Origin of the sequence: Pedobacter sp. Leaf216, assembly GCF_001421515.1 — a bacterium.
In the GTDB taxonomy this organism is placed as follows: domain Bacteria; phylum Bacteroidota; class Bacteroidia; order Sphingobacteriales; family Sphingobacteriaceae; genus Pedobacter.
Map to the genome: position 1 here is coordinate 372,019 of NZ_LMKM01000012.1, position 26,520 is coordinate 398,538.

General features: G+C 37.2%; 28 protein-coding genes. All 28 read right to left on the reverse strand.

The genetic code is table 11. The features are described from left to right. Nucleotides 1–58: 58 nt before the first annotated feature. The 28 genes from ASE74_RS11395 to pckA all read right to left on the reverse strand — a co-directional run bounded on the left by ASE74_RS11395 (nt 59) and on the right by pckA (nt 26,290). Entirely contained in the window at nt 59–559 is a 501-nt protein-coding gene (locus tag ASE74_RS11395) for an acetyl-CoA carboxylase biotin carboxyl carrier protein subunit (protein WP_055908773.1), read from the reverse strand. Nucleotides 560–562: 3 nt separating this feature from the next. Then, nucleotides 563–1,180, reverse strand: a complete 618-nt coding sequence (locus tag ASE74_RS11400) for a DUF4159 domain-containing protein (RefSeq protein ID WP_055909489.1) — start codon at nt 1,178–1,180, stop codon at nt 563–565. An 86-nt stretch (nt 1,181–1,266) separates the two neighbouring features. Next, entirely contained in the window at nt 1,267–1,971 is a 705-nt protein-coding gene (locus ASE74_RS11405) for a 16S rRNA (uracil(1498)-N(3))-methyltransferase (RefSeq protein ID WP_055908776.1), read from the reverse strand. A gap of 8 nt (nt 1,972–1,979) precedes the next feature. Next, nucleotides 1,980–3,404: a hemolysin family protein gene (locus ASE74_RS11410; RefSeq protein ID WP_082458745.1), complete on the reverse strand. Its 1,425-nt coding sequence runs from the start codon at nt 3,402–3,404 to the stop codon at nt 1,980–1,982. Then, a complete protein-coding gene (locus tag ASE74_RS11415) occupies nt 3,404–3,955 on the reverse strand; it encodes an inorganic diphosphatase (protein ID WP_055908779.1) in 552 nt (183 codons plus the stop codon). Before ASE74_RS11415 ends, ASE74_RS11410 begins: the two co-directional genes overlap by 1 nt. Nucleotides 3,956–3,957: 2 nt before the next feature. Next, entirely contained in the window at nt 3,958–4,617 is a 660-nt protein-coding gene (locus ASE74_RS11420) for a DedA family protein (RefSeq protein ID WP_055908782.1), read from the reverse strand. A 47-nt stretch (nt 4,618–4,664) separates the two neighbouring features. Continuing rightward, entirely contained in the window at nt 4,665–6,038 is a 1,374-nt protein-coding gene (locus ASE74_RS11425) for an NADH-quinone oxidoreductase subunit N (protein ID WP_055908785.1), read from the reverse strand. A 3-nt stretch (nt 6,039–6,041) separates the two neighbouring features. Further along, complete coding sequence (locus ASE74_RS11430) at nt 6,042–7,505, reverse strand: NuoM family protein (RefSeq protein ID WP_055908788.1); 1,464 nt, start codon at nt 7,503–7,505, stop codon at nt 6,042–6,044. 20 nt (nt 7,506–7,525) lie between these two features. Then, complete coding sequence (gene nuoL / locus ASE74_RS11435) at nt 7,526–9,427, reverse strand: NADH-quinone oxidoreductase subunit L (RefSeq protein ID WP_055908790.1); 1,902 nt, start codon at nt 9,425–9,427, stop codon at nt 7,526–7,528. Between the two features lie 13 nt (nt 9,428–9,440). After that, nucleotides 9,441–9,770 (reverse strand): NADH-quinone oxidoreductase subunit NuoK, encoded by a 330-nt coding sequence (gene nuoK / locus ASE74_RS11440; RefSeq protein ID WP_055908793.1) that lies wholly within the window; start codon nt 9,768–9,770, stop codon nt 9,441–9,443. Next, on the reverse strand, nt 9,770–10,273 hold the full coding sequence (locus tag ASE74_RS11445) for an NADH-quinone oxidoreductase subunit J (RefSeq protein ID WP_055908796.1): 504 nt from the start codon (nt 10,271–10,273) through the stop codon (nt 9,770–9,772). The genes nuoK and ASE74_RS11445 overlap by 1 nt, the downstream gene beginning before the upstream one ends. A gap of 98 nt (nt 10,274–10,371) precedes the next feature. Next, nucleotides 10,372–10,875: an NADH-quinone oxidoreductase subunit I gene (locus ASE74_RS11450; RefSeq protein ID WP_025146332.1), complete on the reverse strand. Its 504-nt coding sequence runs from the start codon at nt 10,873–10,875 to the stop codon at nt 10,372–10,374. Between the two features lie 2 nt (nt 10,876–10,877). Next, nucleotides 10,878–11,915 carry an NADH-quinone oxidoreductase subunit NuoH gene (nuoH, locus tag ASE74_RS11455; RefSeq protein WP_055908799.1) on the reverse strand — a complete coding sequence of 346 codons (1,038 nt, stop codon included), beginning with the start codon at nt 11,913–11,915 and terminating at the stop codon, nt 10,878–10,880. Then, nucleotides 11,915–12,925: a 2Fe-2S iron-sulfur cluster-binding protein gene (locus ASE74_RS11460; protein WP_029274750.1), complete on the reverse strand. Its 1,011-nt coding sequence runs from the start codon at nt 12,923–12,925 to the stop codon at nt 11,915–11,917. Before ASE74_RS11460 ends, nuoH begins: the two co-directional genes overlap by 1 nt. Before the next feature lie 76 nt (nt 12,926–13,001). Beyond that, on the reverse strand, nt 13,002–13,538 hold the full coding sequence (locus tag ASE74_RS11465; protein ID WP_055908802.1) for an ORF6N domain-containing protein: 537 nt from the start codon (nt 13,536–13,538) through the stop codon (nt 13,002–13,004). 145 nt (nt 13,539–13,683) lie between these two features. Beyond that, on the reverse strand, nt 13,684–15,051 hold the full coding sequence (nuoF, locus tag ASE74_RS11470; RefSeq protein ID WP_055908805.1) for an NADH-quinone oxidoreductase subunit NuoF: 1,368 nt from the start codon (nt 15,049–15,051) through the stop codon (nt 13,684–13,686). 75 nt (nt 15,052–15,126) lie between these two features. Further along, the gene (gene nuoE, locus ASE74_RS11475; RefSeq protein WP_055908809.1) at nt 15,127–15,642 is read right to left on the reverse strand and encodes an NAD(P)H-dependent oxidoreductase subunit E; all 516 of its coding nucleotides are present in this window, start codon (nt 15,640–15,642) and stop codon (nt 15,127–15,129) included. Further along, nucleotides 15,635–16,849: an NADH-quinone oxidoreductase subunit D gene (locus ASE74_RS11480; protein ID WP_055908811.1), complete on the reverse strand. Its 1,215-nt coding sequence runs from the start codon at nt 16,847–16,849 to the stop codon at nt 15,635–15,637. The genes nuoE and ASE74_RS11480 overlap by 8 nt, the downstream gene beginning before the upstream one ends. A gap of 3 nt (nt 16,850–16,852) precedes the next feature. Continuing rightward, nucleotides 16,853–17,353 (reverse strand): NADH-quinone oxidoreductase subunit C, encoded by a 501-nt coding sequence (locus ASE74_RS11485; protein WP_055908814.1) that lies wholly within the window; start codon nt 17,351–17,353, stop codon nt 16,853–16,855. Then, entirely contained in the window at nt 17,353–17,895 is a 543-nt protein-coding gene (locus tag ASE74_RS11490) for an NADH-quinone oxidoreductase subunit B (protein ID WP_055908818.1), read from the reverse strand. Before ASE74_RS11490 ends, ASE74_RS11485 begins: the two co-directional genes overlap by 1 nt. A 230-nt stretch (nt 17,896–18,125) precedes the next feature. After that, nucleotides 18,126–18,497 carry an NADH-quinone oxidoreductase subunit A gene (locus tag ASE74_RS11495; RefSeq protein ID WP_055908820.1) on the reverse strand — a complete coding sequence of 124 codons (372 nt, stop codon included), beginning with the start codon at nt 18,495–18,497 and terminating at the stop codon, nt 18,126–18,128. Between the two features lie 84 nt (nt 18,498–18,581). Further along, the gene (locus tag ASE74_RS11500; protein ID WP_055908824.1) at nt 18,582–20,303 is read right to left on the reverse strand and encodes a tetratricopeptide repeat protein; all 1,722 of its coding nucleotides are present in this window, start codon (nt 20,301–20,303) and stop codon (nt 18,582–18,584) included. An 86-nt stretch (nt 20,304–20,389) separates the two neighbouring features. Further along, nucleotides 20,390–21,286, reverse strand: a complete 897-nt coding sequence (locus tag ASE74_RS11505; RefSeq protein ID WP_055908826.1) for a PstS family phosphate ABC transporter substrate-binding protein — start codon at nt 21,284–21,286, stop codon at nt 20,390–20,392. A 237-nt stretch (nt 21,287–21,523) separates the two neighbouring features. Continuing rightward, on the reverse strand, nt 21,524–22,342 hold the full coding sequence (locus ASE74_RS11515) for an energy transducer TonB (protein WP_055908833.1): 819 nt from the start codon (nt 22,340–22,342) through the stop codon (nt 21,524–21,526). A gap of 18 nt (nt 22,343–22,360) precedes the next feature. Next, nucleotides 22,361–22,867, reverse strand: a complete 507-nt coding sequence (locus ASE74_RS11520; protein WP_055908835.1) for a biopolymer transporter ExbD — start codon at nt 22,865–22,867, stop codon at nt 22,361–22,363. Between the two features lie 3 nt (nt 22,868–22,870). Then, the gene (locus tag ASE74_RS11525) at nt 22,871–23,485 is read right to left on the reverse strand and encodes a biopolymer transporter ExbD (RefSeq protein ID WP_055908838.1); all 615 of its coding nucleotides are present in this window, start codon (nt 23,483–23,485) and stop codon (nt 22,871–22,873) included. 79 nt (nt 23,486–23,564) lie between these two features. Then, a complete protein-coding gene (locus ASE74_RS11530) occupies nt 23,565–24,395 on the reverse strand; it encodes a MotA/TolQ/ExbB proton channel family protein (protein WP_055908841.1) in 831 nt (276 codons plus the stop codon). A 299-nt stretch (nt 24,396–24,694) separates the two neighbouring features. Next, entirely contained in the window at nt 24,695–26,290 is a 1,596-nt protein-coding gene (gene pckA, locus ASE74_RS11535) for a phosphoenolpyruvate carboxykinase (ATP) (RefSeq protein ID WP_055908844.1), read from the reverse strand. Nucleotides 26,291–26,520: the final 230 nt, after the last annotated feature.

Below are 26,520 nucleotides of genomic sequence, written 5' to 3' on the forward strand. Positions count from 1 at the left end.
TTCGACTAATTTAAATGAAACTCGTCATCTCGACTGAAGCGAAATGACGTATCTTGAATTACTTAAACTGAATCAAGATCTGATTTTTCTCTACCTTATCACCTTGTTTAATTAGTATTTTTTTAACTACTCCATCCGTTGAGGATTTTAATATATTTTCCATTTTCATGGCCTCAAGGATAAGCAGGTTGTCGCCTTTTATTACTTCGGCATTTTCTTCTACCAAAACTTTAAGTACCAAGCCAGGCATGGGGGCTTTAATTTCAGACACTTTATTTGTGGCTAAATTATCTAATCCAAGCTGCTTTAATAAAACATCAAACTGATCTTCGATACTAAGCTGGTAAATATTCCCATTGACTTTTATTTTACAGGTTTTATCTGTTTTATTAAGTTCTATAAGCTCAGTATTAAAAGATTTATGCTCATATAAAACATGGACATTATTATTTCCCAAGGTGCTTAAATCAAGCTGCACAGGTTGGCCATTAACCAAAAAAGCTGAATCTTTTTGCTCAACTTCAAATACAAATTGATCATTTACTTTTATTTTATGCATAGCTTATTGAGTTAAGGCGTACTGAACCAAATTCGCGCCCATTTTAAGCGCTTTAGTTCTCGTTTCTTGTGTATCTTCAGGGTAAGTACCAAAATCTTCCCAGCCGTTACCTAAATCGCACTCATAGGTGTAATAACAAACTACCCTTCCTTTATATACTAAAGCAAATCCTTGTGGCCTTTTATTATCATGTTCATGAATTTTCGGTAAGCCGCCCGGAAACTTAAATTTCTGGTTGTATATAGCATGATTTGCAGGCAATTCGACAAAATTCAGCTCAGGAAACACTTTTTTCATTTGTGGCCTAATAAATTTGTCCAAACCGTAGTTATCATCAATGTGCAAAAATCCTCCCCCGGTAAGATACTGTCTTAAATTTTTCACTTCCTGATCGCTAAAAACCACATTTCCATGCCCGGTCATATAAACAAAAGGATAATTGAAAATTTCTTTAGAGCCAACTTCAACTATGCTTTCTTCGGCATAAAAATTAGTTCTCAAATTAGCGTTACAGTATGCTATTAAATTTGGCAACGCGGTTCTGTCTGCATACCAATCGCCACCACCACTGTATTTTAATTTTGCCATCCGGTAGGTTGGTGGAGTAAAAGCGAAAAGCATAAAGCTAAAAGCTAAAAGACCAAAGCTGAAAGACCAAAGCTGAAACCTGGAAAACTGAAAATTAAAAATTGAAAACTTCAAATTGATTATCGGTTAAGGTAATTGATTTCAAAACAAACAGCTAACGCAGCAGTTTCAGTGCGTAATCTGTTATCACCTAAAGTTAATGCTTTAAAGCCTTTGTTCAAAGCTAAATTAACTTCATCAGGTGTGAAATCTCCTTCGGGACCAATAAGAACCAGATATTTTTGATTTGGGGTGATAAGATTGGAGATGTACTGCTTTTCACCACTATCAATGCAATGTGCAATTAACTGCTCTCCATCAAAAGGAATTTTTAAAAACGTATCGAAAGAAACAGCATCGTTTAATTTTGGATGATAAGCTTTTATCGACTGTTTTACGGCAGAAGTAATTACCTTGTTCAAGCGGTCTTCTTTAACCACTCTACGCTCTGATCGATCGGTAATAATTGGTGTAATTTCATCAATTCCCAATTCGGTGGCTTTTTCTAAAAACCATTCCATCCGATCGATATTTTTTGTGGGGGCAACGGCAATATGCAGATAATGGTTTCTTTTATGAAACTCGGTTTCTACACTTAATATTGATAAGGTAACTTTTTTTGGATTATCGGAAGTAATTTCAGCAGTGTAAAAACCACCCTTTCCATCAACCAGATTCACAATTGTACCAACGGCCAGCCGAAGTACCCTAACGCAATGCTTGCTTTCTTCTTCGTTAAGGGTATAGGTATTTTGGGTAATATCCGGTGTATAGAAAATATGCATAGTTGAAATTAGTGATTATCAACCATATCTTCTTTACTGATAACCAACTCTAATTTAATGGTTTCGATGTTCTGCTCTGTCTTTTTTAGAATAGTGAACAGATAACCATAAGATTCGTTGCTTTCGCCAACCTCTGGAATACGTTCAAAAACGTGGGAAACCAAGCCCCCGATAGTATCGAAATCTTCGTCTTCAGGCAAATCATGAGGCAGATATTCATTAACATCATAAACCGTAGCAAATGCATTCACGATAAATTCGTTATCGGATACTTTTTCTACCAATGGTTTCTCTTCATCGTATTCATCCTGAATTTCACCCACCAATTCTTCAACAATATCTTCCAAAGTAACCATACCTGCTGTACCACCAAATTCATCGAGCACAATAGCAATCTGAATGCGGTTGCTTTGCAATTCACTCATTAAATCGTTGATTTTTTTGGTTTCCGTTACAAAATAAGGTTTACGGATAATGTCATTTAATGTCCAATGTTGATTACCTGCTGCAACCAATGGCAAAATATCTTTTGCGTGGATAATCCCAACAATTTTGTCCATAATTTCATCGTAGACAGGTAATCGCGAATAGCCTTCCTTAATAATGGTATCAATTACTTCCTCTTTAGGCGAAGTAAGTTCAATGCCTGAAATTTTGGTTCTTGGCACCATAATATTCTTAACCACACGCTCATTAAAATCGAATACGTTTTTAATCAATTCATGTTCGTTATTGTCCAAAGCGCCGCTTTCCTTACCCTGATCGAGCAGGTATTGCAATTCTTCAGTGCTGTGGATTGATTCGTGCCCGCCTGAGGTATCGATACCAAAAGGTTTAAGGATTATTGCAGCCAAACTGTTCAACGTCCATATTGCGGGCCTTAATACTACGTAAAATATCTGTAGCGGAATGGCAACAAAAAGCGTTGTGGCTACCGGCCTTTGAATAGCAAACGATTTAGGGGCAAGCTCACCAAATACAATGTGCATGATGGTAATGAGCGAAAAAGCCACAATTGTTGATGCGGTATGGATGGACGCATCACTTAAGCCCCATTGTAAGCTATCGAAAAGATTTTTAAAGATGGTATGCATAACGCCTTCACCTACCCAACCCAGGCCAAGAGATGCAAGCGTTATACCTAACTGTGTGGCGGCCAGATATCCATCAAGATTGTGGATAATGCCTTTGGCCATTTTGCCGACACGGCTGCCTGTTTTTGCCTTAATCTCGATTTGTGATGCGCGGACTTTTACAATTGCAAACTCTGCAGCAACAAAAAAACCATTAAGTAACACCAAAAATAATGCAAAGAATAATCGCCAGCCAACAGAACCTGTATCGGGTTCTTGTAAAGCAACCAAAACTACGTTTGTGGGCAGGATTGCACTTAACTCAAAATTTAAAAACAAACATACCGTGGGTAAATCCATTAAGCCAATTCTCTAAATGTTGTGTTATAAAGTTCTATGCTTTCTTTAATTACTTTATGCGCATAACGAACACCAAGTAAATGTTCGATAGTTACATTTTTATCTTCTAATGCTTTATAATCCTGAAAGAAACGAACAATTTCTTTCATTTGATGCGGAGGTAATTCATCTAAATCGTTGATGTAGTTTACAGACATATCGTGAGCTGCAACTGCAATGATTTTATCATCCTGCTCTCCATTATCTACCATGTGCATTACACCTACTACTTTAGCCTCAATCAATGTCATAGGATATACATCCACTGAACAAAGCACTAAAATATCTAACGGATCTTTATCATCACAATATGTTTGTGGAATAAAGCCATAATTTGCAGGATACATTACTGACGAAAAAAGAACCCTATCCAATTTAATCAGACCTGATTCTTTATCTATTTCGTATTTTGCTTTTGAACCTTTTGGAATTTCAATAATTGCATTTACAACCTCTGGAAGGTTTGAACCAGGAGATACGCTATGCCACGCGTGATGATCGTCTTTTGCCATTTCTAATTTAAATCTGTTTTATCCTCTTCAGGGCCACTTACTACTTTACTTTTTACAAAGGTAATTAATAATGGTATAGTTGTAATAAGGATAAAGCCAATAATAATATATAATAAATAATCGTTAATTTCTTTTTCAAACTTTCTGCCCAAAAAATAACCGAGCAAAGTTAAGGAGCAGATCCAAAGTACGCCGCCAACAATATTGTACAAAGCGAACTTTTTAAAATCCAGCCGTACCACGCCTGCAAAAATCGGTGCAAAAGTTCTTACAATCGGCACAAACCTTCCCATGATGAGCGCAAAGGCACCTTGTTTATGGTAATAATCTTCTGCTGCCTTTAAATATTTCTTCTTAAAAAAGAAACTGTCTTTTCTGGTATACAGTACAGGACCTGTTTTACGCCCGAACCAATACCCGGTAAAATTACCTGAAATTGCAGCTACACACAATCCGGCTAAAAGTACAGCAATGTTAACATCCAGTTTACCTGTTGCAACAAACATTCCTGCTAAAAACAATAAATAATCGCCGGGAAGAAAAAAACCAAAGAACAGGCCCGTTTCTGCATAGATTACGAATATGACTAGATAGAAACCGCCCTCCCTCAATAATTTCTCGGGGTCAAGTAGTTGATGCAGGTTATTCCAAAAATCGTGCATATTCAATTATTCGTAAAACTACAAATAATTATTAAAGAACAGCATACCTATATCACGTTTAAAATAATTGCAGGGTAAATACCTAAAATAAGTGTGATTATTACTGATACGAGCAGCACAACTTTATATTGTGCAGGTGTAGAAAGCTCAGTTTCAGCACCATCTTTAAACCACATGGCAACAATTACCTTAAAATAGTAATAGAAACCAACCAACGCGTTTAAAATCGCAAATGCAACCAATAAGGTATTATACTCTGTCATTACATTGAGAAACATTAAATATTTCCCGATGAAACCTGCAGTTAACGGAATTCCGGCCAGAGAAAGCATTGAAATGGTTAGGCATAATGCCACCAGCGGATTTTTCTTTCCTAAGCCATTAAAACTCTCAAAGCTATCGCTACCAGTTTTTTGTTTAACCAGGATGAGCACAGCAAATGCGATAATTGATGCAAAAGTATAAGCCGCGGCATACACCAAAACATTGTTGCCTGAGTTTTTGGTTAACACAATAAGTGAAAACAATAGATAACCTGCATGTGATATACTGGAATAAGCCAGCATGCGCTTAAAATTCTTTTGGAAAAGGGCAGTTACATTTCCGATAAATAACGTTAAACAAACGATAACCATCAATGGTGCAACCCAGAAATCGTGTAATGGGGCAAGAGAACCAGCAAATAACCTTAAAAATGCCGCAAAACCAGCTGTTTTAACCACTGTACTCATGAAAGTAGTGATCAGGGATGGTGAACCTTCATATACATCGGGCGTCCAGAAGTGAAAAGGAGCAGCACCGATTTTAAAGCATAAACCGATCATCATTAAAATTACACCCGGATAAAAAATTGGCGAAATTGATGTGGTATTATCAACAAGATATGATTGGATTTTATCTAAATCGAACGAACCTGTTGCACCATAAATTAAAGTGATGCCAAACAATAAAAAGCCTGTTGAAAAAGCTCCCATTAAGAAATACTTCAGAGAGGCTTCGTTTGAGGCAAAATCTTTTTTACGGATACCTGCGAGGATATATAAGCTTACCGACATGATTTCCAGGCCTACAAACAACATGGCCATATTTTTATAAGATACCATCATGATCATTCCGGCAAGCGCAAAAAGGATCAAAGTATAATATTCGGCTATGTTATCGCTTTTGGCGTGAAAATAGTTTTGTGTGAGTAAGAAAATCAATAAGGTGCCAACAATACAAACCGCTGAAAATGCAAGGGCGAAATTATCAGTCTGCATCATTCCGAAATGAACTGCATTGCCATTCCATGCAGAAAACGTAAATCCTAGCGCAGTAAGTAAGCCAACAACGGTAAGTGGTAGTAATGCTTTATTTGCCTTAAACAAACCTGCATAAAGCACTATAAAAGCTGTTATACTAATGGTTATAATAATATTCATTGCTTAATTTACTGTGTTTAATTTTTGATTTACCTGTTCTAATAAATGTTGTACAGATGCCTCTGTTAAGTGCAAAACTGGTTTAGGATAAACTCCTAAAATAATAATTAATGCACATATGGTATAAAGAACCAATTTTTCGGTTCCTTTAATATCAGTGAAGGTGATGGTTAAACTATTGGTTTCGCCCAGCATTACATTTTGGTACATGCGCAACATATAAACCGCGCCAAAGATGATGGTTAATCCTGCAATTGCAGCTGCCCAGATGCCATAGTTATAAACGCCCATTAGCAATAAAAATTCGCCAATAAAGCCATTTGTACCTGGCAAAGCTACCGTTCCTAAAACTATGATTAAAAAGGTAATGGCCAATTGAGGTGCTACTTTAGCAATCCCACCCAATTCTTCTATTTTATTTGTTTTTACGCGGGAAAAAATAATATCCAAAACGAAGAATAATCCTACTACGTTAATACCATGACTTAACATTTGTACCATTGCACCTTGCATGCCTTGTTGGTTAAAAGCAAAGATACCAGCAGAAATTAATCCTACGTGGGCAATAGATGAGTAAGCCACTAAACGTTTTGCATCTTTTTGTGTAAATGCAATTATTGATGCATAAACAATACCTATAATGGATAAAATAATAGCTAGCTGACCCCAATCGTGAACTCCTGCCGGAACAATTGGTAATAACCATCTAATTACACCATAAATACCCATTTTTAACATGATACCCGATAATAACATGGTTCCTTGTGCAGGAGCTGCTGTATATGTATCTGGCTGCCAGGTGTGGAAAGGGAAAATTGGCATTTTTATCGCAAAAGCAATAAAGAAAGCCCAAAAAATCCATCCTTGTTGTGCACTGTCTAAATTTAAAGCGTAAAATGCCTGAATATCAAAATTGTGTGCCGGGTTTTGAAGGTATAGATAAATAATCCCCATCAACATAAACAATGATCCTGCGATGGTATACACAAAAAACTTCATGTTGATACGGACGCGGTCTTTTCCGCCCCAGATGGCACAGATAAAATATATCGGAATTAATGCTGCTTCCCATCCAATGTAAAATAGAAAAGCATCTAATGCAGTAAAAACCAACAAAAGACCACACTGCATGAATAGAATAAGGGCATAAAATGCAGCCGGGCTTTTATATTCATGGTTGTAGCTTGATAGAATGATAATTGGCACCAGTAAATTGGTGAGCAACACCACGAGCATGCTGATACCATCGATACCCGCATGAAAATTGATACCCAAATCAGCAATCCAAGGCAAATTAACCTCAAACTGAGTACTTGCATTTGGAATGAAATTGCAGGCGATAACCAAAGCCAGGCCTAAAGAAGCAACCGAAAATACGGTTGAAACTATTTTTGCCGACTTACCCGCAAATGCTGTGATAATTGCACCTGCCAGCGGAAGAAATATAAGTAGTAAAAGTTGTTCCATTATTTAATTTTGAACCCTTTTTATATGTAATAAAATGTATAAGCAAGCAATGCGATGATACCGAATACCATCATAAATATATAGAAACCTACGTTTCCACTCTGTAACAAACGGATTCCTTTACTGGCTTCATTAGTGCTCCACCCTAACCCGTTCACAATTCCATCGATAAACTTGTTATCGATAATTCTATAAAAGAATTTCGAAAGTGCATCCAAAGGTTTAGTGATGATGAAATCGTAAATTTCATCTAAATAAAATTTATTGTATGATAGTTTTGCCAGTGCAGAGCGCGGTGCTTCATCAGCAACAGGAACGCGAGCTCCTCTTACATATCTACCATAAGCATAAAATAAGGCTGCTACAGCGGCAGTTACAGATATTCCCATTAAACCTATTTCAGTTGAGTGACTTAAATCTAATTCGTGTTGTGCTACTCCAGCTCCTGATAACCAATGAGCCAACCACTCGTTTCCACCAAAAATATGAGGGAAGTTGATTGCACCACCAATTGCGGCAAGAATAGCCAAAATGATTAAAGGCAAAGTCATCGCTGTTGGCGATTCGTGTACATGACTTTCTTCATGGTGTGTTCCACGGTATTTGCCAGAGAAAGTTAAGAACATCATTCTGAACATATAAAAAGCGGTCAAAAAAGCTGTTAATACTCCAACTCCCCATAAAACCGGACTAGCCTGGAAAGCGTGTGCTAAAATTTCATCCTTTGAGAAGAAACCCGAAAACGGTGGTAAACCTGAAATGGCAATTGTACCGATCATCATGGTTAAAAATGTAACCGGAAGTTTCTTTCTCAATCCACCCATATGGCGCATATCCTGCTCATGATGCATGGCGTGGATAACCGAACCAGCACCTAAGAATAATAATGCTTTAAAGAATGCGTGGGTTAATACATGGAAGAACGAACCCGTGTAAGCACCAACACCTAAACCTAAAAACATATATCCCAATTGCGATACTGTTGAATAAGCCAATACTTTTTTGATATCTGTTTGCGTAAGCGCAATAATTGCTGCCACTAATGCTGTTGCTGCGCCTACAATTGCGATAATGTGTTGTGTTAGTGGCGCAAGATCGAACAATACACTCGAACGTGCAATCATATAAATACCAGCTGTAACCATGGTAGCTGCATGGATCAAAGCCGAAACCGGCGTCGGCCCGGCCATTGCATCTGGTAACCAGGTAAACAATGGCAACTGTGCAGATTTACCGCAAGCACCTATAAATAATAAGATGGTAATTAAAACCAAAGGATTATGGCCTGGTAACATGTTTGCCGCCTGAGGAAAAATTTTAGAGAATTCGACACTTCCGAAGAAATTGAAAATCAAGAATACACCAAGCAAAAATCCTAAATCGCCGATACGGTTCATTACAAAAGCTTTTTTTGCTGCCGATGCATAAGCCGTATTGGTGTACCAGAAACCGATTAAAAGGTAAGAGCATAAACCTACTCCTTCCCAACCGATAAACATTACGATATAGTTTGAACCCAATACCAATAAAAGCATGAAGAATACAAACAGGTTAAGGTAGCTAAAAAATTTACCAAAGCCAGCATCATCGTGCATGTAGCTGGTAGAATATAGGTGGATTAAAAAACCAATTCCGGTAATGATTAAAAGCATGATTGAGCTTAAAGGATCTACCAGAAAAGATAACGGAATGTGCAATTTACCAGCACTAATCCAATCAAATAAAAATACTTCGTGAGATTTTTGTGTGTCGCCTTGTAAACTAAAGAAAATAACTACGCTGATAATAAAAGAAGCCAGGATTACTCCACTTCCAATTATGCCAACAAGTCCTTTAGATAAAGAGTTTCTGCCCAGTCCATTAATTACAAACCCTAAAAGAGGCAGTAACGGAACCAACCAAATCAATTGTTCTATTGTCATTCTTATTATATATTTACCACTTAAGGCGATTTAAAACATTAATATCTATCGATTTCGTATTCCTGTATACCATTACGATAATCGCCAAACCTACTGCAACTTCTGCAGCGGCTAAAGCCATAATAAAGAATACGAAAACCTGTCCGGATGGATCGTTGCTATGAACCGAAAACGCAGTTAACAGTAAGTTTACAGCATTAAGCATCAGCTCAACGGACATAAAAATTACGATGGCATTTCTGCGTGTTAGTACACCTATTACGCCAATAGAAAAAATGATGGCACTTAAATAAATGTAGTGGTTTAGCGGAACGCCTTGAAGTTGTGATGTTAAATTTTCCATTATGCTTCTACTTCATCTCTTTTAGATAATAAAACGGCTCCAACCATTGCTGCCAACAGTAATAGAGATGATAATTCGAATGGTAATAAAAATGGGCCGAAAAGTTCTTTACCTAAATTTTCTACCAGTCCTAATCCTGGATTTTTTAAGATCAATGGACTTGTAATGCTTGCTGATTTTAGCGAACCGATTAAGGTTACTACCAAACAACCGCCTGCAATTACACCTACAATTTTAATTAGCGGTGATTTACTAGGCTCAGTTTCATTGTTCAGGTTAAGCAACATTAATACGAAAAGAAAGAGTACCATAATTGCCCCCATGTAAACAATAAAGTTTACCACTGCCAAGAATTGTGCATTTAAAAGCACATAGTGAACAGTGAAGGTAAAAAAGGTAAGAATTAAGTAGAGCACGCTGTGGATCGGATTTTTTGCAAAAATCACAAGCAGCGAAAAGATGATACTTAATGTGGCTACGAAATAGAATACTTGTGTACTCATTAATTGTTTATTTATTTATTTGTTTTCGTCACCCTGAATTTATTTCAGGGTCTTGCTTAAGAGATGCTGAAATAAATTCAGCATGACGATTCTATATACTATTTTTTCATTTCCAACGGAGCCTCTACCAACTTATCTTTCCCGTAAATAAAATCTTTACGTAAATAATCAGCCGGAACAATTGGTCCATCTAAATAAATTGCTTCTTTAGGGCAAGCTTCTTCACATAACCCACAAAAAATGCAACGCAACATATTGATTTCATAAGTTGCTGCATATTTTTCCTCACGGTATAAATCCTTCTCTTCAGGTTTACGTTCGGCTGCAATCATTGTAATGGCCTCTGCCGGACAAGATAAAGCGCATAAACCGCAAGCAGTACAACGCTCTTTACCGTTTTCATCACGTTTTAACGAGTGCATCCCTCTAAAGTTGGTAGAAAATTCGCGTTCTACCTCGGGATATCTTATTGTAGCCTCTTTTTTAAATAAGTGACTGATGGTAATGCCCATACCCTTAGCAATTGCCGGCAGGTACATACGCTCCATAAAGCTCAATGGCTTTTGTTCCAGTACTTTTTTCTTATTACTTAATGATTCCATAATTAAAACTTCTCAATAATCGCAATCACAACACCTGTTATTATAATATTGGCAATTGCCAAAGGTATTAAACCTTTCCAACCTAAATTCATCAATTGATCGTAACGGAAACGAGGGATTGTCCAACGTACCCACATGAAGAAAAAGATGAATATGCATATTTTAGCAAAGAAAACTGCTGTACCAAAAAGGGGTGCCCAGGTTGGTCCTAACCATACCGCCATAGAATCCATACCGGGATAATTGTAACCACCCCAATATAAGGCTGCCATAACAGCAGATGATACAAACATATTGATATACTCCGCAAATAGGTAAAAACCCAATTTCATTGAAGAATATTCGGTATGATAACCACCAATCAGCTCAGTTTCACACTCGGGTAAGTCGAACGGGGCACGATTGGTTTCTGCAAAAGAACACACCATAAAAATGATGAATCCAAGTGGCTGATATAACACATTCCATCTCCAACCATGTTGCTGATCAACAATTTCTTTTAAGCTTAGCGTATTCGTCATTAAAAGCAAAGCGATAATTGATAATCCCATTGCAATTTCATAACTGATGTTTTGTGATGCTGCACGGATTGCACTTAATAATGAGTACTTGTTATTTGATGCCCATCCACCGATCATTACACCATAAACACCTAGGGAAACCACTCCAAAAATATACAAAACACCTACATTGATATCAGCTACCTGTAAGGAAACCGTTTTGCCTGCAATTAAAACCGGGCTTCCCCAAGGAATTACTGCAGTACCAATACAGGCACAAAGCAATGCCAAACCCGGGCCGGCGATAAATAAAAATCTGTTTGATGATGTTGGAATAATTTCTTCTTTCATAAACATTTTAACACCATCTGCCAGCGGTTGTAAAATACCAAAGGGGCCAGCTCTGTCTGGTCCTAAACGATCTTGTAAATATGCGGCAACTTTACGTTCTGCATAAGTAGAATACATGGCAATAACTAAACTGATGCCGAAAATTACAGCTACCAGGATAAATTTTTCTATAACAAAAGCGCTATCCATTAGTATTTAACTGTTTTATGTAATTCAATTTCATTTGCAGCTTGTAGTGCCTCATTTGGCTGAATAACGTGCAAAGGTTTTAATGTTTCGTAGTGGTTTGATGCAATTACCGAAGTATCATCAATATGAGTAGGGTGTTCGATTACCCAATCAGCCGTTGCTTTTTTATCAAAGCGGCAAGTATTACAGATAAACTCTTCTACTTCTCCAAACTGATCTTTACGTGCAGTAACACGTAAAACATCTGCTCCTTTATACCAAAGGGTTACTTTACCATTGCATTTTTCGTGATCGCAATCGCGGTGTGCGTCAACAGGTTTGGTAAACCAAACACGATTTTTAAAACGGAAAGTTTTATCTGTTAAAGCACCTACAGGGCAAACATCAATTACATTTCCTGAGAAATCGTTATCAACTGCCTGGGTAATATATGTAGAAATTTCTGAGTGATCGCCACGGTTTAAAATACCGTGAACACGTTTATTTGTAATCTGATCAGCTGTGAAAACGCAACGGTAGCATAATATACAGCGGTTCATGTGCAACTGGATCTTATCACCGATATCGATTCGCTCAAAAGTACGGCGCTCAAACTCATAACGTGTTTTTTGCAAGCCGTGCTCGTAACCTAAATTCTGTAAATCGCACTCTCCTGCCTGGTCACAAACAGGGCAATCTAACGGGTGGTTAATCAATAAGATCTCTACAACTCCAGCACGCGCTTCCAAAACTTCTGGCGAAGTAATGTTAAGCACTTCCATCCCATCCATTACCGTTGTGCGGCAAGAAGCCACTAATTTAGGCATAGGGCGTGGATCTTTCTCCGAACCTTTAGTCACTTTTACAATGCAGGTACGGCATTTACCACCACTGCCTTGTAATTTAGAGTAATAGCACATTGCTGGCGGAACAATATCCCCTCCGATTTGCCTTGCAGCATTCAGAATGGTTGTTCCGTTATCAACCTCTACTGTTATCCCATCTATCGTAACCTTAACTTTTTCACTCATGGTTAATGATATTCTTTTTATTTTTTATGCTCATGCCGTCATTACGAAGCACGAAGCAATCTTTTTTTATAATTTATTACTTCTCTTTCGAGACTTTGTAACCAATTTGCTTTCTTGGTTCTGCTTTCTGTTCCAGTAATTCATCAAAATATCTGAATATGACTTCAATATTTTTATCTTGATTATCTACTTCCTTTTTAATCTTTTCTACTTCTAACCGTAATTCTGCATTGCTTAAAACCATTTTACGTAGTGCAACAAAAGCTCTCATAATAGAAATATTTATTTCTCTTGCTTTTTTACTTTTAAGAATACTTGATAGCATTGCCACACCAGTTTCTGTAAATGCAAAAGGATTCGCTCCTCCCAAACTTTGTCTTGAAGGTATCACATTTTGTGATACCATAATCTCAACTTCTATTTCTGACAAGATGAACATGAAATCATCTGGAAACAAATCTAAGTTTCTTCTTACAGCCTGTTTTAAAGCTCTATTTTCTATATTATAAAATTCGGCCAATTGAAAATCAAGCATCACTTTTTCCTCTCTGAGTAGAAATATCTTATTAAGAATCATTTCTGTTGGAATTAATGATATATCTTCTTTTGGCATATATTAATACTTTTATTTCTAAGATCAAAAATTGTGACCTTAGGTTTTAAATTTAAATATTCAAGGTGGTCGCAAATTGCGACCAGTTCAATACACCAAAATAACGAACTAAAATTCTAAAATCGCAAAATGCGCCCTTATGATTTTATTTCTCTTCAGTTACCGGAGCTTTCTCAATCGGATTTGCATAATTTGCAATACCATAATTCTGGCTCTGGCTCTTAACCGGCTCTTTAATGTGCCATTCAAATTCATCTCTGAAGTGACGGATTGCACTGGCTACTGGCCAGGCTGCAGCATCTCCTAATGGGCAGATGGTGTTTCCTTCAATTTTACGTTGGATATCCCACAATAAATCAACATCTTCCATTTTTCCATGGCCGTGTTCGATTTTGTGCAACACTTTCTCCATCCATCCAGTACCTTCACGGCAAGGTGAACACTGTCCACAGCTTTCGTGGTGATAGAAACGTGCGAAATTCCAGCTATTACGAACAATACACTGATCCTCGTCAAAAGCAATAAAACCACCAGATCCCATCATGGTACCAGTAGCAAATCCACCTTCTGATAACGATTCATAACTCATTAAACGAGGTTCACCGTTAGCATATTTTAAAGTTAAATTAGCTGGAAGGATAGGCACAGATGATCCACCTGCAACTGTTGCTTTTAAGCGTTTTCCATTGGCAATACCACCACAATATTCGTCAGAGTAAATAAACTCTTCAACTGGTAATCCCAATTCTATTTCATAAACGCCAGGTTTTACTAAATTACCTGATGCAGAAATTAACTTTGTGCCTGTACTTCTACCAATACCTATTTTTGCATATTCATCTCCACCATCATTGATAATCGGTACCACTGCAGCAATCGATTCAACATTGTTTACCACTGTAGGGCAACCGTACAAACCTGCAATTGCAGGGAAAGGCGGTTTAATGCGGGGATTACCCCTCTTGCCCTCTAGCGATTCTAACAAAGCAGTTTCTTCACCACAGATGTAAGCACCTCCACCTGGCTGAACATATAACTCTAAATCGTAACCTGATCCTAAAATGTTTTTACCCAACCATCCGGCAGCTTTAGCTTCAGCAATTGCTTTTTCTAAAATGCGGATCTGAGGCATCATCTCGCCACGTACGTAGATATAAGAAACCTTAGCACCTAATGCGAAACTCGACACGATCATTCCCTCAATTAATGCATGGGGAATATAAGTCATTAAATAACGGTCTTTAAAAGTTCCTGGTTCAGATTCGTCAGCATTACAAACTAAATAGCGCGCAACACCTTCTGGCTTGGCCAAAAAGCTCCATTTCATCCCCGTTGGGAAACCCGCACCTCCGCGACCGCGTAAGCCTGATTTCTTAACTTCTTCAACAATCTCTTCAGGAGTTAAAGTTTTAAGGGCTTTTTCCACAGCACGATACCCGCCTTTTTGACGGTAGACTTCAAGTGTATTGATGCCTGGTACGTTTATATGCTCAAGTAACAGTTTTCGAGACATTTTAATTAGTCTATAGTCTGTAGTCCATAGTCCATAGTCTTAAGTCATAACGACTCTCAACTTAAGACTCTCGACTTAAGACTTAATTTTCAAATCTTCAATCAATTTATCTACACTTGCCTCGGTAAGGTTTTCGTAGAAAGTATATTCCGGGCTAATTTGTAATACCGGACCAAAACCACAGGCAGCTAAACATTCAACTCCTCTAAAGCTGAACAAACCATCGGCAGTAACTTCACCTTCTTTAACACCTAACTTGTTTTCCAAGTGGTTTAATATTTTTTCGGCACCTACCAGGCAGCAAGGCCCTGTACGACAAACCTCCAAAGCATATTTACCTTGTGGCTTTAAAAAGTACATGGTATAAAACGTTGCCACTTCGTAAACTTCAATCGGCTGAATACATAAATACTCGGCAACTTTATCCATAGCCGATGTTGGTACCCAAAGAAATTCAGCCTGTACCAAATGCAAAAGTGGTAGTAAGGCCGATTTGCTCTTATCTGCCGGATAACGGCTTTTTACCTCATCAAATTTGGCTATCAATTCTGACGAAAACACTACAGGTGTTTGTTCTTCTACTTTAAGCATCTAATTCTCCTGCAATAATATTCATACTACTCATATTGATAATGGCATCAGACAATAACATGCCTTCGCTCATTGGTGCAAACATCTGGTAGTTTATAAAACTTGGTCTGCGGAAGTGCAAACGATATGGGGTACGGCCGCCATCATTAATAAGATAAAAACCTAACTCGCCATTTCCACCTTCAACAGCATGATAAACTTCAGCTTTTGGGGCATCAATTTCACCCATCACAATTTTAAAGTGATAGATCAATGCTTCCATATTGTTGTAAACTTCTTGTTTTGGAGGAAGATAAAACTCAGGAACATCTGCATGAAAAATACCTTTTGGCTCTGTTTTTAATTTCACAATTGCCTGTTCGATAATGCGCACACTTTGCCACATTTCTTCATTACGCACCAAATATCTGTCGTAAATATCACCACTTGTTCCTACAGGTACTTCAAAATCGAAATCCTGATAAGAAGAATATGGATCACTTACACGCACATCATAATCTACACCGGTTGCACGCAGAAGCGGGCCTGTCCAGCTGTATTCTAAAGCAGTTTCTTTGGTTACCTCTGCTACACCAGCCGTTCTATCAATAAAAATACGGTTACGGCTTAACAAGTTTTCGAACTCCTTTAAAGCCTTTGGAAATTCTTTTAAAAACTTATCAATTTTAGCAAATGCGATATCATTGAAATCTCTTTCAAAACCACCAATGCGGCCAATATTTGTAGTTAAACGTGCTCCGCAAACTTCTTCAAAAATCTCGTAAATATGTTCACGAAATTGGAAAAGATACAAGAAAGTGGTAGTTGCTCCGGTATCCTGACCAATAATGGTGTTACAGATAATGTGATCGGCAATACGCGAAAGCTCCATGATGATTACCCTAAGATAATCTACACGTTTCGGCATTTGAATATTTAACAATTTCTCAACCGTCATGTGCCACCCCATATTGTTAATAGGCGAAGAGCAATAATTTAAACGGTCAGTAAGTGGTGTAATTTGGTAAAATGGGCGATGCTCGGCAATCTTTTCGAAAGCACGGTGGATATACCCAATTGTAGAAACGCCGCTAACAATACGTTCGCCATCTAATTGCAAAACGTTTTGAAAAACGCCGTGTGTTGCAGGGTGAGTTGGACCTAAGTTTAGGGTTACCAGCTCACTTTGCGGATCGTTATCTGTAAATACCGGATGGTTATGATTCATAATTTACCTTCCAAAAAATTCGTCTTTTTTATCTACTCTGTTCGGATCTTCCAATGGATATTGTTTCAGCATCGGGTGTACGCCTAAATCGTCCATATTTAAAATACGGCGAAGATCAGGATGCCCTTCAAACTTAACTCCAAATAAATCGTAAGTTTCGCGCTCCATCCAATTGGCACCTTTCCAAACATTTGTTGCGGTTGGAATGGTTGGATTTTGTTCTGAAATAAAAACTTTAATCCTGATCCTTTGCTTCTCTACCATGTTGTGTAAATGATAAACAACGGCAATGCCATGTTCTTTACCTGGATAGTGAACTGCAGTAATATCAGTAAGGAAATTAAATTTTAATTCTTCTTTTAGATGTGAAAGCACATTGATGATAACATCTTTGTAGGTTACAAAGGTTAATAAACCATACGGCTCAGAAACAGCAGTAACTTTTTCGCCAAACTTTTCAGTTAGTTTTACGTGGATGTCGTTATTTAACGTCGTTTCTTCCATTATTTAATGCCGTATTGACCTAAAAGATCTTTGTAATAATCAGAATTTCTTCTTCTGCCAGATTCGTTTTTCACCAAATCCTGAATACGTTGAAAACCATCTAAAATGGCTTCTGGTCTTGGTGGGCAACCCGGAACATAAACATCCACAGGAATAACCTCATCAATACCTTGCAGAACGGAATACGTATCGAAAATACCACCACTACTTGCGCAAGCACCAACAGCCATAACCCAACGAGGCTCTGCCATTTGGATATAAACCTGCTTTAATACCGGAGCCATCTTTTTAGCGATAGTTCCCATAACCATTAAAACATCTGCCTGACGGGGAGAAAAACTCAAGCGTTCGGCACCGAAACGACCAAGATCGTAGTGAGAACCCATGGTTGCCATAAACTCAATTCCACAACAAGAGGTTGCGAAAGGCAATGGCCATAATGAATTTGAGCGAGCCAAACCGATCACTTTATCAAGAGAAGTGGCAAAGAAGCCAGATCCTTCTATTCCTGGAGGCGCATCAACTATATTAATTTCACTCATGTTTATAAACAAAAAATGCTCATCCCTTTGCAGAATGAGCAACAAATTTACAATATTTTAAAGGCAATTAAACTAGGATTACCAGATTTAGAACCTTTCTAAATAACTTGAAAACAGATACAGTTAGTGTTCAGGATACACATGCAGTTTTCGGTTCTTAATTTTCAGTTTACAGTTTCAAAACTGACAACCGTAAACTGCCCGCTGCAAACTGATAGTTGCCGACTGAACTAGTTCCAGTCTAAAACTTTTTTCTTAATTACGTAAATGAAACCAAGTAATAATGTACCCATAAAAATAAACATTTCGATCATGCCATCCATCTTTAATGCACGAAAATTAACTGCCCATGGATACATAAAGATTACCTCCACATCAAAAAGCACAAATAAGATCGCTACAACGAAATATTTGATGGAGAAAGGCTGACGGGCATTACCAACAGATTTAACACCAGCCTCAAAAGTTTCCAATTTATCGAGTGTTTTACGCTTTGGACCTAAAAAGTGTGTAGCAACCAATGTGGTTACCACGAAACCTAAAGCTACAATTACTTGAAATATAATTGGTAAAAAATCTATGGCCGAACTTTGCGCTTGCATATTATTTATTTTTTTGTTGCAAAAGTAAAAGAAAAAGGCAGAGTAACCAAACTCTGCCTTTTCTAAATTATTTAACTTTTTTAATTATTTACCTTTACCTTTTGCTTTTGGAGCAGAAGCAGGTGACTGCAGTTCTTTTAATCTAGCTGCTGCGTAAGTATCTGCAGGATCAAGTGCTAAACTTTTAGTGAATGCATCTATTGCTTTTGCCTTATCCTTATCAGAATACCAAGCACCAATATTGTTATATGATTCAGATAAATTTGTTTTGTTTGCTGCTACTTCCTCAGGCTTAACTAAACTCACATATTTTTCAAAATATGGGATACCAGTTCCTTTAGGATTAGTTTTATCATCAATTAAATTGGCTATTCTTCCTCTAGTGAAATAACCCAAAGCAAAGTCAGGAGAAACTTTAGCTAAGTGACTTAATGCAGAATCCGCTTCAACTAAAGCTGCTGTATTAAAAGGTTTTTTCTCTTTTTGAGCGATATAAGCTTCGTAAAACCTAGTTTGACCTAAATAGTAATAATTGGTAAGTGAACCTTTTCCGTTAGGATTATATTTAATAGCCATTTGGAAAATTTCAGCTGATTTAGCATATTTTTTAGCTTTCATCAAAGATAAACCAGCCTCAGCTAAAGCATCTGCATTTGTTGAGTCTATTTTAGCAGCCTCAATAATGTTCATTACAGCTAAACTATCCTGACCAGCTTGCAATTGAGATTTACCCAAATAAAGGTAATCATTACCTAAAATTTTAGACTTATCTTTTTCTTTGGCAAAAAACTCAGTCATGTAAGTTAGCGCTTGAGGATAATTTTTGTTTTCGTAAGCGGCCCAACCTTTTAATCTTGAAACAACAATTCCTTTAGGATCATTTGCTGGAACCTGTAAAGAAGTAGCTACTTGCTCAAGAGTTTTAAAATCTTTTGCATAAAATAAGAACTGAGCATAACGCAATTGAGATTCCAAAGATTTATCAGTTAAATCCATGTATTTTTTATAATTCTCGATGCCTTTTGCTGCTTTTTCTTTATCAACACCAAAGCTACTCCATTGTAAATATAACTCACCTAATTCGCGATAAGCCGGACCATAATTTGCGTCAGCAGCAATTACATCCAACAATTCTTTTTCTCCTTCAGGAAAGGCCCTTGATTCTTTATACATTTTACCAATCTGAGTTTTGGCTCTTCTGTTGTTTGGATCCACATCACCAACACGCATATACGGACCTAATGCTTCAGAATTTTTCTTTTGCAAAGCATAAGCATCTCCCAATGCCAAGAAAACTTCTGCATCCTTGTCTTTCGAATCTAACTCATCTGCTTTTGTAATATTAGCTAAAGCATTTGTAAAATCTGGTTTAGATACATCATCACTAGGTTTATCCTGAGCTAAATATGCTTTACCGATATACAAATAGGTTTTGTAGTCCTTTGCAGCTAATGCTACAGCTTTATCAAAATTAGTTTTAGCAGAAGTAGGGTTGTTAGACAACATATCTGCTTCACCTAAACCAATAAGGTTTAAGTTGTTTTTAGGATCAGCGGTAATACCTTTGGTAAATACGGCTCTTGCTGAGTCGATATAACCGGTTTTCAAATAAACCAAACCAAGATTGTAATAGTTATTACCATCTGATGCTTTTGAGCTCACCAATGATTTAAGCATTGATGATGCTTTCTGATACTGTTCAGCGTCAATGGCTTTTTTCGCGTCATTTAAATCTTGAGCAAAAACTGCAGAACCCATCAACACTAAACCTACATTTAAGGTTATTGCTTTCTTTAAAATTTTCATCGGATATTCTGTTTTTTTATTTAATAAAAATGAAGTGTCTCTTTAGATTTACTTCGTGGTTCAATTTATAGTTTTCTAATTTAATTCTATTTTGTCAGGTTAATTTGTCTTGGCATTAATTTATGTGGACCAAGTCCTGATTTAAGTACAATCAATTGCCCTCTCTGACTTCTTAACCATGTTGCAAATCCTGTGCCTAAACCATCTCTTCCTTCGCAATCTATGATATTTATATTTCTTAAGAAAGGATAAACGCCATTAATCAGATTATCCTGAGTTGGTTTATAATATTTATCATCACCTGGAGCACCTTTCACATTCTTTACACCTAACACTTTCACCTGCGAGAGGTATTCACTCACTTCAGTATTCTTATTGGTAATCCAATTTACGCCCAAAATACCAATAAAATTTTTATCTTCTGCAATAAGTTTGATCACTTCGTTGCTAGAATTTTTAGAGTAAACGCCTGTAGTAGGAAATTGACTGATTTTAGCCAGTTCTTTAAAATACTGAAAGGTACTTGAATAAGCGTTATCAAAGACCAATTTTTTATCTGATTTCTTCCCCTGTAATATATCAATCACATCTTTAACGTTTATTGTACTATCAATATTGCCCTGATTTGTAATTAAAGCAATACCATCTACAGCAAACCTTGAGGTATTTATTTTGATATTACGTTGGTTGTAATATTTTTCTTCAGCTTTAGTCAATAACCTTGGCAACACAATTACTCTTACGCTATCGTTTAAAAAGGCAGGCAGAAGTTTTTGTTCGGGTTTTACTGTGGTCTCAAATTTCGCTTGTGGGTAATCAAGACTAAATATATCAATCTGGTCTTTTACAATTGGCCCAACGCTTTCATCAACCAGCATTTTAAGTGTACCGCTTGTTCTGGTTTCTTTAATTGCTTCAGCTTTGTTTTTACGTTTGCAAGAAACAAGAGCCAGAATTAGAAATATAAATAGGAAGTTTCTCATTGATTAATCTCGCCTGCTCAGGCTTAAAAGTCTTACAAAAGCATAAATAATTAAAAAGATCCCTATTGCGATTCTACCCCATTGCGGAATCCCTGGTAAACGTAATGCTATCGGTTCCCAGAACATGAAGGCTAGCCCCAATACCACGTAAAAGACAAACATGACAAGGCCTAAAATGAGCAAAAACCGCTGTTTAGGCGATTTTTGCTTAAAAATATCAAAATTTAACATCTACTATTAGTTCAATGTAAAGTTAACGTTGATGTTGTATTTTACCCTTACCGGCTTACCATTTTGGATACCTGGGTTCCAACGTGGACTAGCTTTCAATACACGGATAGCTTCTTCATCAGTTCCGCTACCCAAACCACGGGTAACCTGGATATCTGTTAATTTACCATCTTTTTCTACAACGAAAGATAAAAATACTTTACCCTGTACGTTGTTTTCTTGTGCCATTGGTGGATATTTAATTGCTCCTCCTAAGTACTTATAGAATTTTGCAATACCTCCTGGATATTCTGGTTGTTTCTCGATACTAACAAAGTCATAAACTTTATTATCATCAACTGCAACAGCAGCTTCTCTTTTTGGTCCTTCACCTACTGGTTCAGCAATAACAATATCTGCTGTTGGGTCACCTTTGATATCTCTCTGACCTGGATCTGCTTCCTTCAATTTTTCTACCGTAGGTGGTTCATCACGAACCTCGATATCCGGTTTTACAATTGGAGGTGGCATTTTCACCTGGTCAACTTTGGGTGGCGGTGGCTCTACCGGTGGTGGAGGTGGTGTTTTAGGATCCACTGGTGGTGGCGGCGCTAAAATTACTTCCTGTGCTTTTAATTGCTCATCTTCATGCTCCATAGAACCTTTGATAAGGCTATAGATTTTCGGAGAGAAAAATAACACTAGAAATATTATAGAGCCAATAATTAATGCTTTTGAGGTATTTGCACCATTGGTTTTACGCAACTGGTACGCACCATAGGTTTTGTTTTTATCTGCAAAAACCACTTCAAGCCATTCTTTTCTGAATATATCTAACTTCGACATAACTATTGGTTTTATTGATTATAAAATTCCTTGCTCTTTCATGAAATTTTTCTCGCTATCAAGGATATTATCATCATCAATCTGACGAACCTTAATTTTAAGAATTTCCAGTTCATCCATAATGTCAACAAAGTTCTGGAAAGTTGATCCTGTAGTTGGTTTAACCAGTACTACGAAATCTCCCGGAACGCCTGATGCATCTGCTGTTTTTCTATTTTTAACAATAGCAGCTTCCACTTGTGAGCCTGATTCGATTGTTGGTGCTGTTTCACCTGCAACGCCCATGTACCAAGCTATCTTATCCTTTTTACCTAATAAGATAGTCATGGTTTTACTTGCTTTCAGCTCTAGTCTGTTTTCAGGTAACTTCTCATTCTTATCTGGTTTTGCAATATCCATCGCTTGTGGTGTAGATATTGATGTAGTTAAGATAAAGAATGTTACCAAAAGAAACATTAGATCCACCATCGGAGTCATATCAACCCTTGGTGTGGCTTTCTTCCCGCCTGTATTTAATTCTGCCATTTCTTATTTCTTTTTAGCTTCAGAGTTAGTAACCAATAAAAATTTGTTTACACTTTGTTTCTGAAGCACATCAATAATCTTTTTCACAACTGGATATTCTTCTTTAGCATCACCTTTGATACTAACGCGCATATCCTGATTATTTATTTCTTTAGTTGCTTTACGAGCATTTAAAACCCATGAGTTTAATTGGTTATCGGTAGAATCTGTAGGGATACCAGTTTGTACGCCTGGTTTCATACGATCCGATCCATTCATAGCGATAAATCCTTTTAAACTTGCAAACGGCACACCGAAAGTTGATATTACTGAGAAACGTTGAAGTTCATCAGGTGTAAACTTTACACTGTATTGCTCGCCCATTAGTTCTAATGTTCTTCTTCTTACATTATTTCCTGCTACTTCAAAGAAAACCTTACCCTGGCCGATGGTTAAAATCGCATTGTTTTCTGCCGGCACCTTAAATTCATATGTAGATGAAGGTGTAGAAACGGCTAGTGGTTCTGGTTGCCTTGCAGTAGCAGTTAAGATGAAGAAAGTAAGTAACAATGAGGCCACATCACACATGGCGGTCATATCTGTTACTGTACTTGTTCTTTTAACTTTAATTCTAGGCATAATATTTTTTACTAGTTTTTAATAATGATGATCTTTTTTCCGGTTTTCCATAAAGCCGGTAAAAATTTTTTCAAAATTCTTATTTATGCGAACTAGCGTATGTTTGAACGATGCTGAAACCAGCCTCATCGATTGCGTAAGTTAACTTGTCAATTTTAGAAGTTAATATGTTGTACATGATAATTGCTACAGTTGATACCAAGATACCTGTTGCAGTGTTGATCAATGCCTCAGAGATACCTACCGCTAATGCTGACTGATCTGGAGCACCAGAGTTTGCTAAACCGGCGAATGCACGGATCATACCTGTTACTGTACCCAATAAACCTACCAATGTACCGATTGATACCAAAGTTGCAATTACAGTTAAGTTTTGCTCTAACATTGGCATTTCTAAAGCTGTAGCTTCTTCAACCTCTTTTTGGATTGCAACGATTGATTGCTCAACATCCATGTTGGTATCTGCTTCAACTTCGCTGTATTTTTTCAAGCCTGATTTAATTACATTAGCAACTGAACCTTCTTGTTTATCACACTCAGCTTTTGCAGCTTCGATGTTACCTGCGCTTAATAAACCTTGTACTTTGCGGATGAAAGTATCTAAGCTAGATTTTCCACTTGCTTTACCAATAACGATGAAACGTTCGATAGAGAATACAATTACTACTAATAGTAATCCAACTAAGATGGCCACAATCGGGCCTCCTTTGTATGCTGTTCCAAGATAGTTACCAGGTAATGGTAATTTCTCTCTGTCGCCATCGATAAAGTTACTTCCTTCTCCGAATACGAATCTCCAAACACAGAATCCAATAACAATACAGATTGGAATAACGAATGTTGCAAATACATTTGAAGCACTAGAAGAGCTCTCTTTTTTAACAGTTGTTGGTTTTGGTGCGTTTGCCATTTTTTTTGAAATTTTAGTTTTAGTTCTTGTTTTTAATTTTTAGCTGTTTTTTTTCTTTTGTACTACACACAACGTTTCTTATCCGAAATTGTTGCGAAAAACAAATTTATAAATTGATTTTAAATTACAAATTAATAAATCAATAAGCAATTAAATCGTTACTTAGAATTTAGTTTCGGTAAACCACCAAGGGTGTATAACAAAAAAATTGCCCCAGCCGAGGCAATTCTTTCACAATAAAAACTAAAAAAAAATCGAATTGCAAATTTTTCTCTCAAAAAATGCATTTTAAAGTGCATTTAACATAATTTTAACGCTGCGTGTCTGCTTTTTGATACTTTTGTCAGTTCGAACTGCCTGAAATTTTCTGAAAAGGCATCTGCAAGTTGATAAGCCTTAAAATAATATTCTTCCTGATTATCCCATGTTTTGGAGGGGTCTAAAATATCATTCGGAACTCCCGGACAATTTAACGGCATCATTAATTTAAACACATGGTGCTGTTTATAATTATTGTGTTCGAGATCTCCGTTCAATGCCGCACTGATCATTGCCCTGGTATAACTCAACTTCATTCTTTTGCCCACGCCGTAAGCGCCTCCACTCCATCCTGTATTTACCAGCCAAACATTTACTTCGTGTTTCTTCATCTTTTCGCCCAATAAATTAGCGTATCTTGAAGGGTGTAATGGGAGGAACGCTTTACCGAAACAGGCTGAAAAAGTTAATTGTGGCTCGGTAACACCGGTTTCTGTTCCTGCAACTTTAGCGGTATACCCACTCATAAAGTGGAACATGGCTTGTTCTACATTCAGTTTAGAAATTGGTGGCAACACGCCGAATGCATCTGCTGTTAAAAAAAATATGTTTTTAGGAACTGAGGCTATGGAAGGTAAAATTGCATTGTCGATATAGTTTATCGGGTAAGCTACGCGGGTATTTTCCGTTTTGGAGATATTGCTATAATCAACGTTTTCAGTACCTGGGAAAAAATTGGTATTCTCTAATAAGGACCCAAATCTGATTGCCTTATATATCTGCGGTTCTTTCTCTTCCGTTAAATCAACACATTTGGCGTAGCAACCACCTTCAAAGTTAAAAACAGAATCATTGCCCCAACCATGTTCGTCGTCTCCGATAAGCCCTCTTTCGGGATCGGCAGACAAAGTTGTTTTCCCAGTGCCCGAGAGGCCAAAAAATACAGCGGTATCTCCATCTTTACCCACATTGGCTGAACAATGCATAGAAAGTGTATGCTTATATACTGGAAGAATAAAATTTAAAACTGAGAAAATCCCTTTTTTAATTTCGCCGGTATAACCTGTTCCACCGATCAAGATCATTTTCTTTGTAAAATTGATTATAGAAAAGTTTTCCTGCCTGGTGCCATCAATTGCAGGATCGGCCAAAAAGCCTGGTGCAGCAATGATGGTCCACTCTGGCGTTATACCAAGCTGATCTTCTTCAGGGCGGATAAATAAGTGATGGGCAAAAAGATTCTGGTAAGCGGTTTCTGTAATCACCCTGATGGAAATCGAATAATCCGGATTGGCACAGGCAGATGCATCGCGAACATAGATTTTTTTATCTTCAAGATAGCTGGTAAGCTTGTAAAACAGCTGGTCGAATTTTTCAGGACTGATTTTAATGTTTACATCTCCCCACCAAACCTCATCTTCTGTAACTTCGTCGCACACAATAAAGCGGTCTTTAGGCGATCGCCCGGTAAATTTTCCGGTATCAACCGCCAATGCTCCGGAAGAAGCCAGCGTACCTTCTTTATTTAATAAGGCGTCATCAATTAATTCCGTTGGAGATAATTGGTACTTTACAGCAATGTTTCCGCCTAGATTTAAATAGCTTAAATCCGGCGTTTGCAGTTTCTTTTTGCTCATAACAATAAGTTAGTTAGTACAGCAAAGGTAAAGACTTATCTTCCAGAAAAGCTAGTTTTAAAGCGTAAATTTTTACATATTGTAGCAAATACACTATTATGTAAATATTTTATTTACAGCTATTTACAACTGATTTTACAAGCATAAAAAATATTAAAAATTACACTAAGTACAATTTGGTAAATGGTTTTAGTTTGCTAAAATTTTGATGATAGCCGGAGAGCAATGTA

Bases quoted from the DNA above. Each gene is read 5' to 3' on its own strand.
- ASE74_RS11505 (WP_055908826.1), bottom strand. From the start codon at position 21,286: ATGAGAAACTTCCTATTTATATTTCTAATTCTGGCTCTTGTTTCTTGC.
- ASE74_RS11485 (WP_055908814.1), bottom strand. From the start codon at position 17,353: ATGGAAGAAACGACGTTAAATAACGACATCCACGTAAAACTAACTGAA.
- nuoE (WP_055908809.1), bottom strand. From the start codon at position 15,642: ATGCTTAAAGTAGAAGAACAAACACCTGTAGTGTTTTCGTCAGAATTG.
- ASE74_RS11400 (WP_055909489.1), bottom strand. From the start codon at position 1,180: ATGCTTTTCGCTTTTACTCCACCAACCTACCGGATGGCAAAATTAAAA.
- ASE74_RS11465 (WP_055908802.1), bottom strand. From the start codon at position 13,538: ATGCCAAAAGAAGATATATCATTAATTCCAACAGAAATGATTCTTAAT.
- ASE74_RS11445 (WP_055908796.1), bottom strand. From the start codon at position 10,273: ATGAGTACACAAGTATTCTATTTCGTAGCCACATTAAGTATCATCTTT.
- ASE74_RS11500 (WP_055908824.1), bottom strand. From the start codon at position 20,303: ATGAAAATTTTAAAGAAAGCAATAACCTTAAATGTAGGTTTAGTGTTG.
- ASE74_RS11515 (WP_055908833.1), bottom strand. From the start codon at position 22,342: ATGTCGAAGTTAGATATATTCAGAAAAGAATGGCTTGAAGTGGTTTTT.
- ASE74_RS11525 (WP_055908838.1), bottom strand. From the start codon at position 23,485: ATGCCTAGAATTAAAGTTAAAAGAACAAGTACAGTAACAGATATGACC.
- ASE74_RS11405 (WP_055908776.1), bottom strand. From the start codon at position 1,971: ATGCATATTTTCTATACACCGGATATTACCCAAAATACCTATACCCTT.
- ASE74_RS11480 (WP_055908811.1), bottom strand. From the start codon at position 16,849: ATGAATCATAACCATCCGGTATTTACAGATAACGATCCGCAAAGTGAG.
- pckA (WP_055908844.1), bottom strand. From the start codon at position 26,290: ATGAGCAAAAAGAAACTGCAAACGCCGGATTTAAGCTATTTAAATCTA.
- ASE74_RS11430 (WP_055908788.1), bottom strand. From the start codon at position 7,505: ATGGAACAACTTTTACTACTTATATTTCTTCCGCTGGCAGGTGCAATT.
- nuoH (WP_055908799.1), bottom strand. From the start codon at position 11,915: ATGGATAGCGCTTTTGTTATAGAAAAATTTATCCTGGTAGCTGTAATT.
- ASE74_RS11490 (WP_055908818.1), bottom strand. From the start codon at position 17,895: ATGAGTGAAATTAATATAGTTGATGCGCCTCCAGGAATAGAAGGATCT.
- ASE74_RS11420 (WP_055908782.1), bottom strand. From the start codon at position 4,617: ATGCACGATTTTTGGAATAACCTGCATCAACTACTTGACCCCGAGAAA.
- ASE74_RS11415 (WP_055908779.1), bottom strand. From the start codon at position 3,955: ATGGCAAAAGACGATCATCACGCGTGGCATAGCGTATCTCCTGGTTCA.
- nuoF (WP_055908805.1), bottom strand. From the start codon at position 15,051: ATGTCTCGAAAACTGTTACTTGAGCATATAAACGTACCAGGCATCAAT.
- ASE74_RS11460 (WP_029274750.1), bottom strand. From the start codon at position 12,925: ATGAGTGAAAAAGTTAAGGTTACGATAGATGGGATAACAGTAGAGGTT.
- nuoL (WP_055908790.1), bottom strand. From the start codon at position 9,427: ATGACAATAGAACAATTGATTTGGTTGGTTCCGTTACTGCCTCTTTTA.
- ASE74_RS11450 (WP_025146332.1), bottom strand. From the start codon at position 10,875: ATGGAATCATTAAGTAATAAGAAAAAAGTACTGGAACAAAAGCCATTG.
- ASE74_RS11530 (WP_055908841.1), bottom strand. From the start codon at position 24,395: ATGGCAAACGCACCAAAACCAACAACTGTTAAAAAAGAGAGCTCTTCT.
- ASE74_RS11425 (WP_055908785.1), bottom strand. From the start codon at position 6,038: ATGAATATTATTATAACCATTAGTATAACAGCTTTTATAGTGCTTTAT.
- ASE74_RS11520 (WP_055908835.1), bottom strand. From the start codon at position 22,867: ATGGCAGAATTAAATACAGGCGGGAAGAAAGCCACACCAAGGGTTGAT.
- ASE74_RS11395 (WP_055908773.1), bottom strand. From the start codon at position 559: ATGCATAAAATAAAAGTAAATGATCAATTTGTATTTGAAGTTGAGCAA.
- nuoK (WP_055908793.1), bottom strand. From the start codon at position 9,770: ATGGAAAATTTAACATCACAACTTCAAGGCGTTCCGCTAAACCACTAC.
- ASE74_RS11410 (WP_082458745.1), bottom strand. From the start codon at position 3,404: ATGGATTTACCCACGGTATGTTTGTTTTTAAATTTTGAGTTAAGTGCA.
- ASE74_RS11495 (WP_055908820.1), bottom strand. From the start codon at position 18,497: ATGCAAGCGCAAAGTTCGGCCATAGATTTTTTACCAATTATATTTCAA.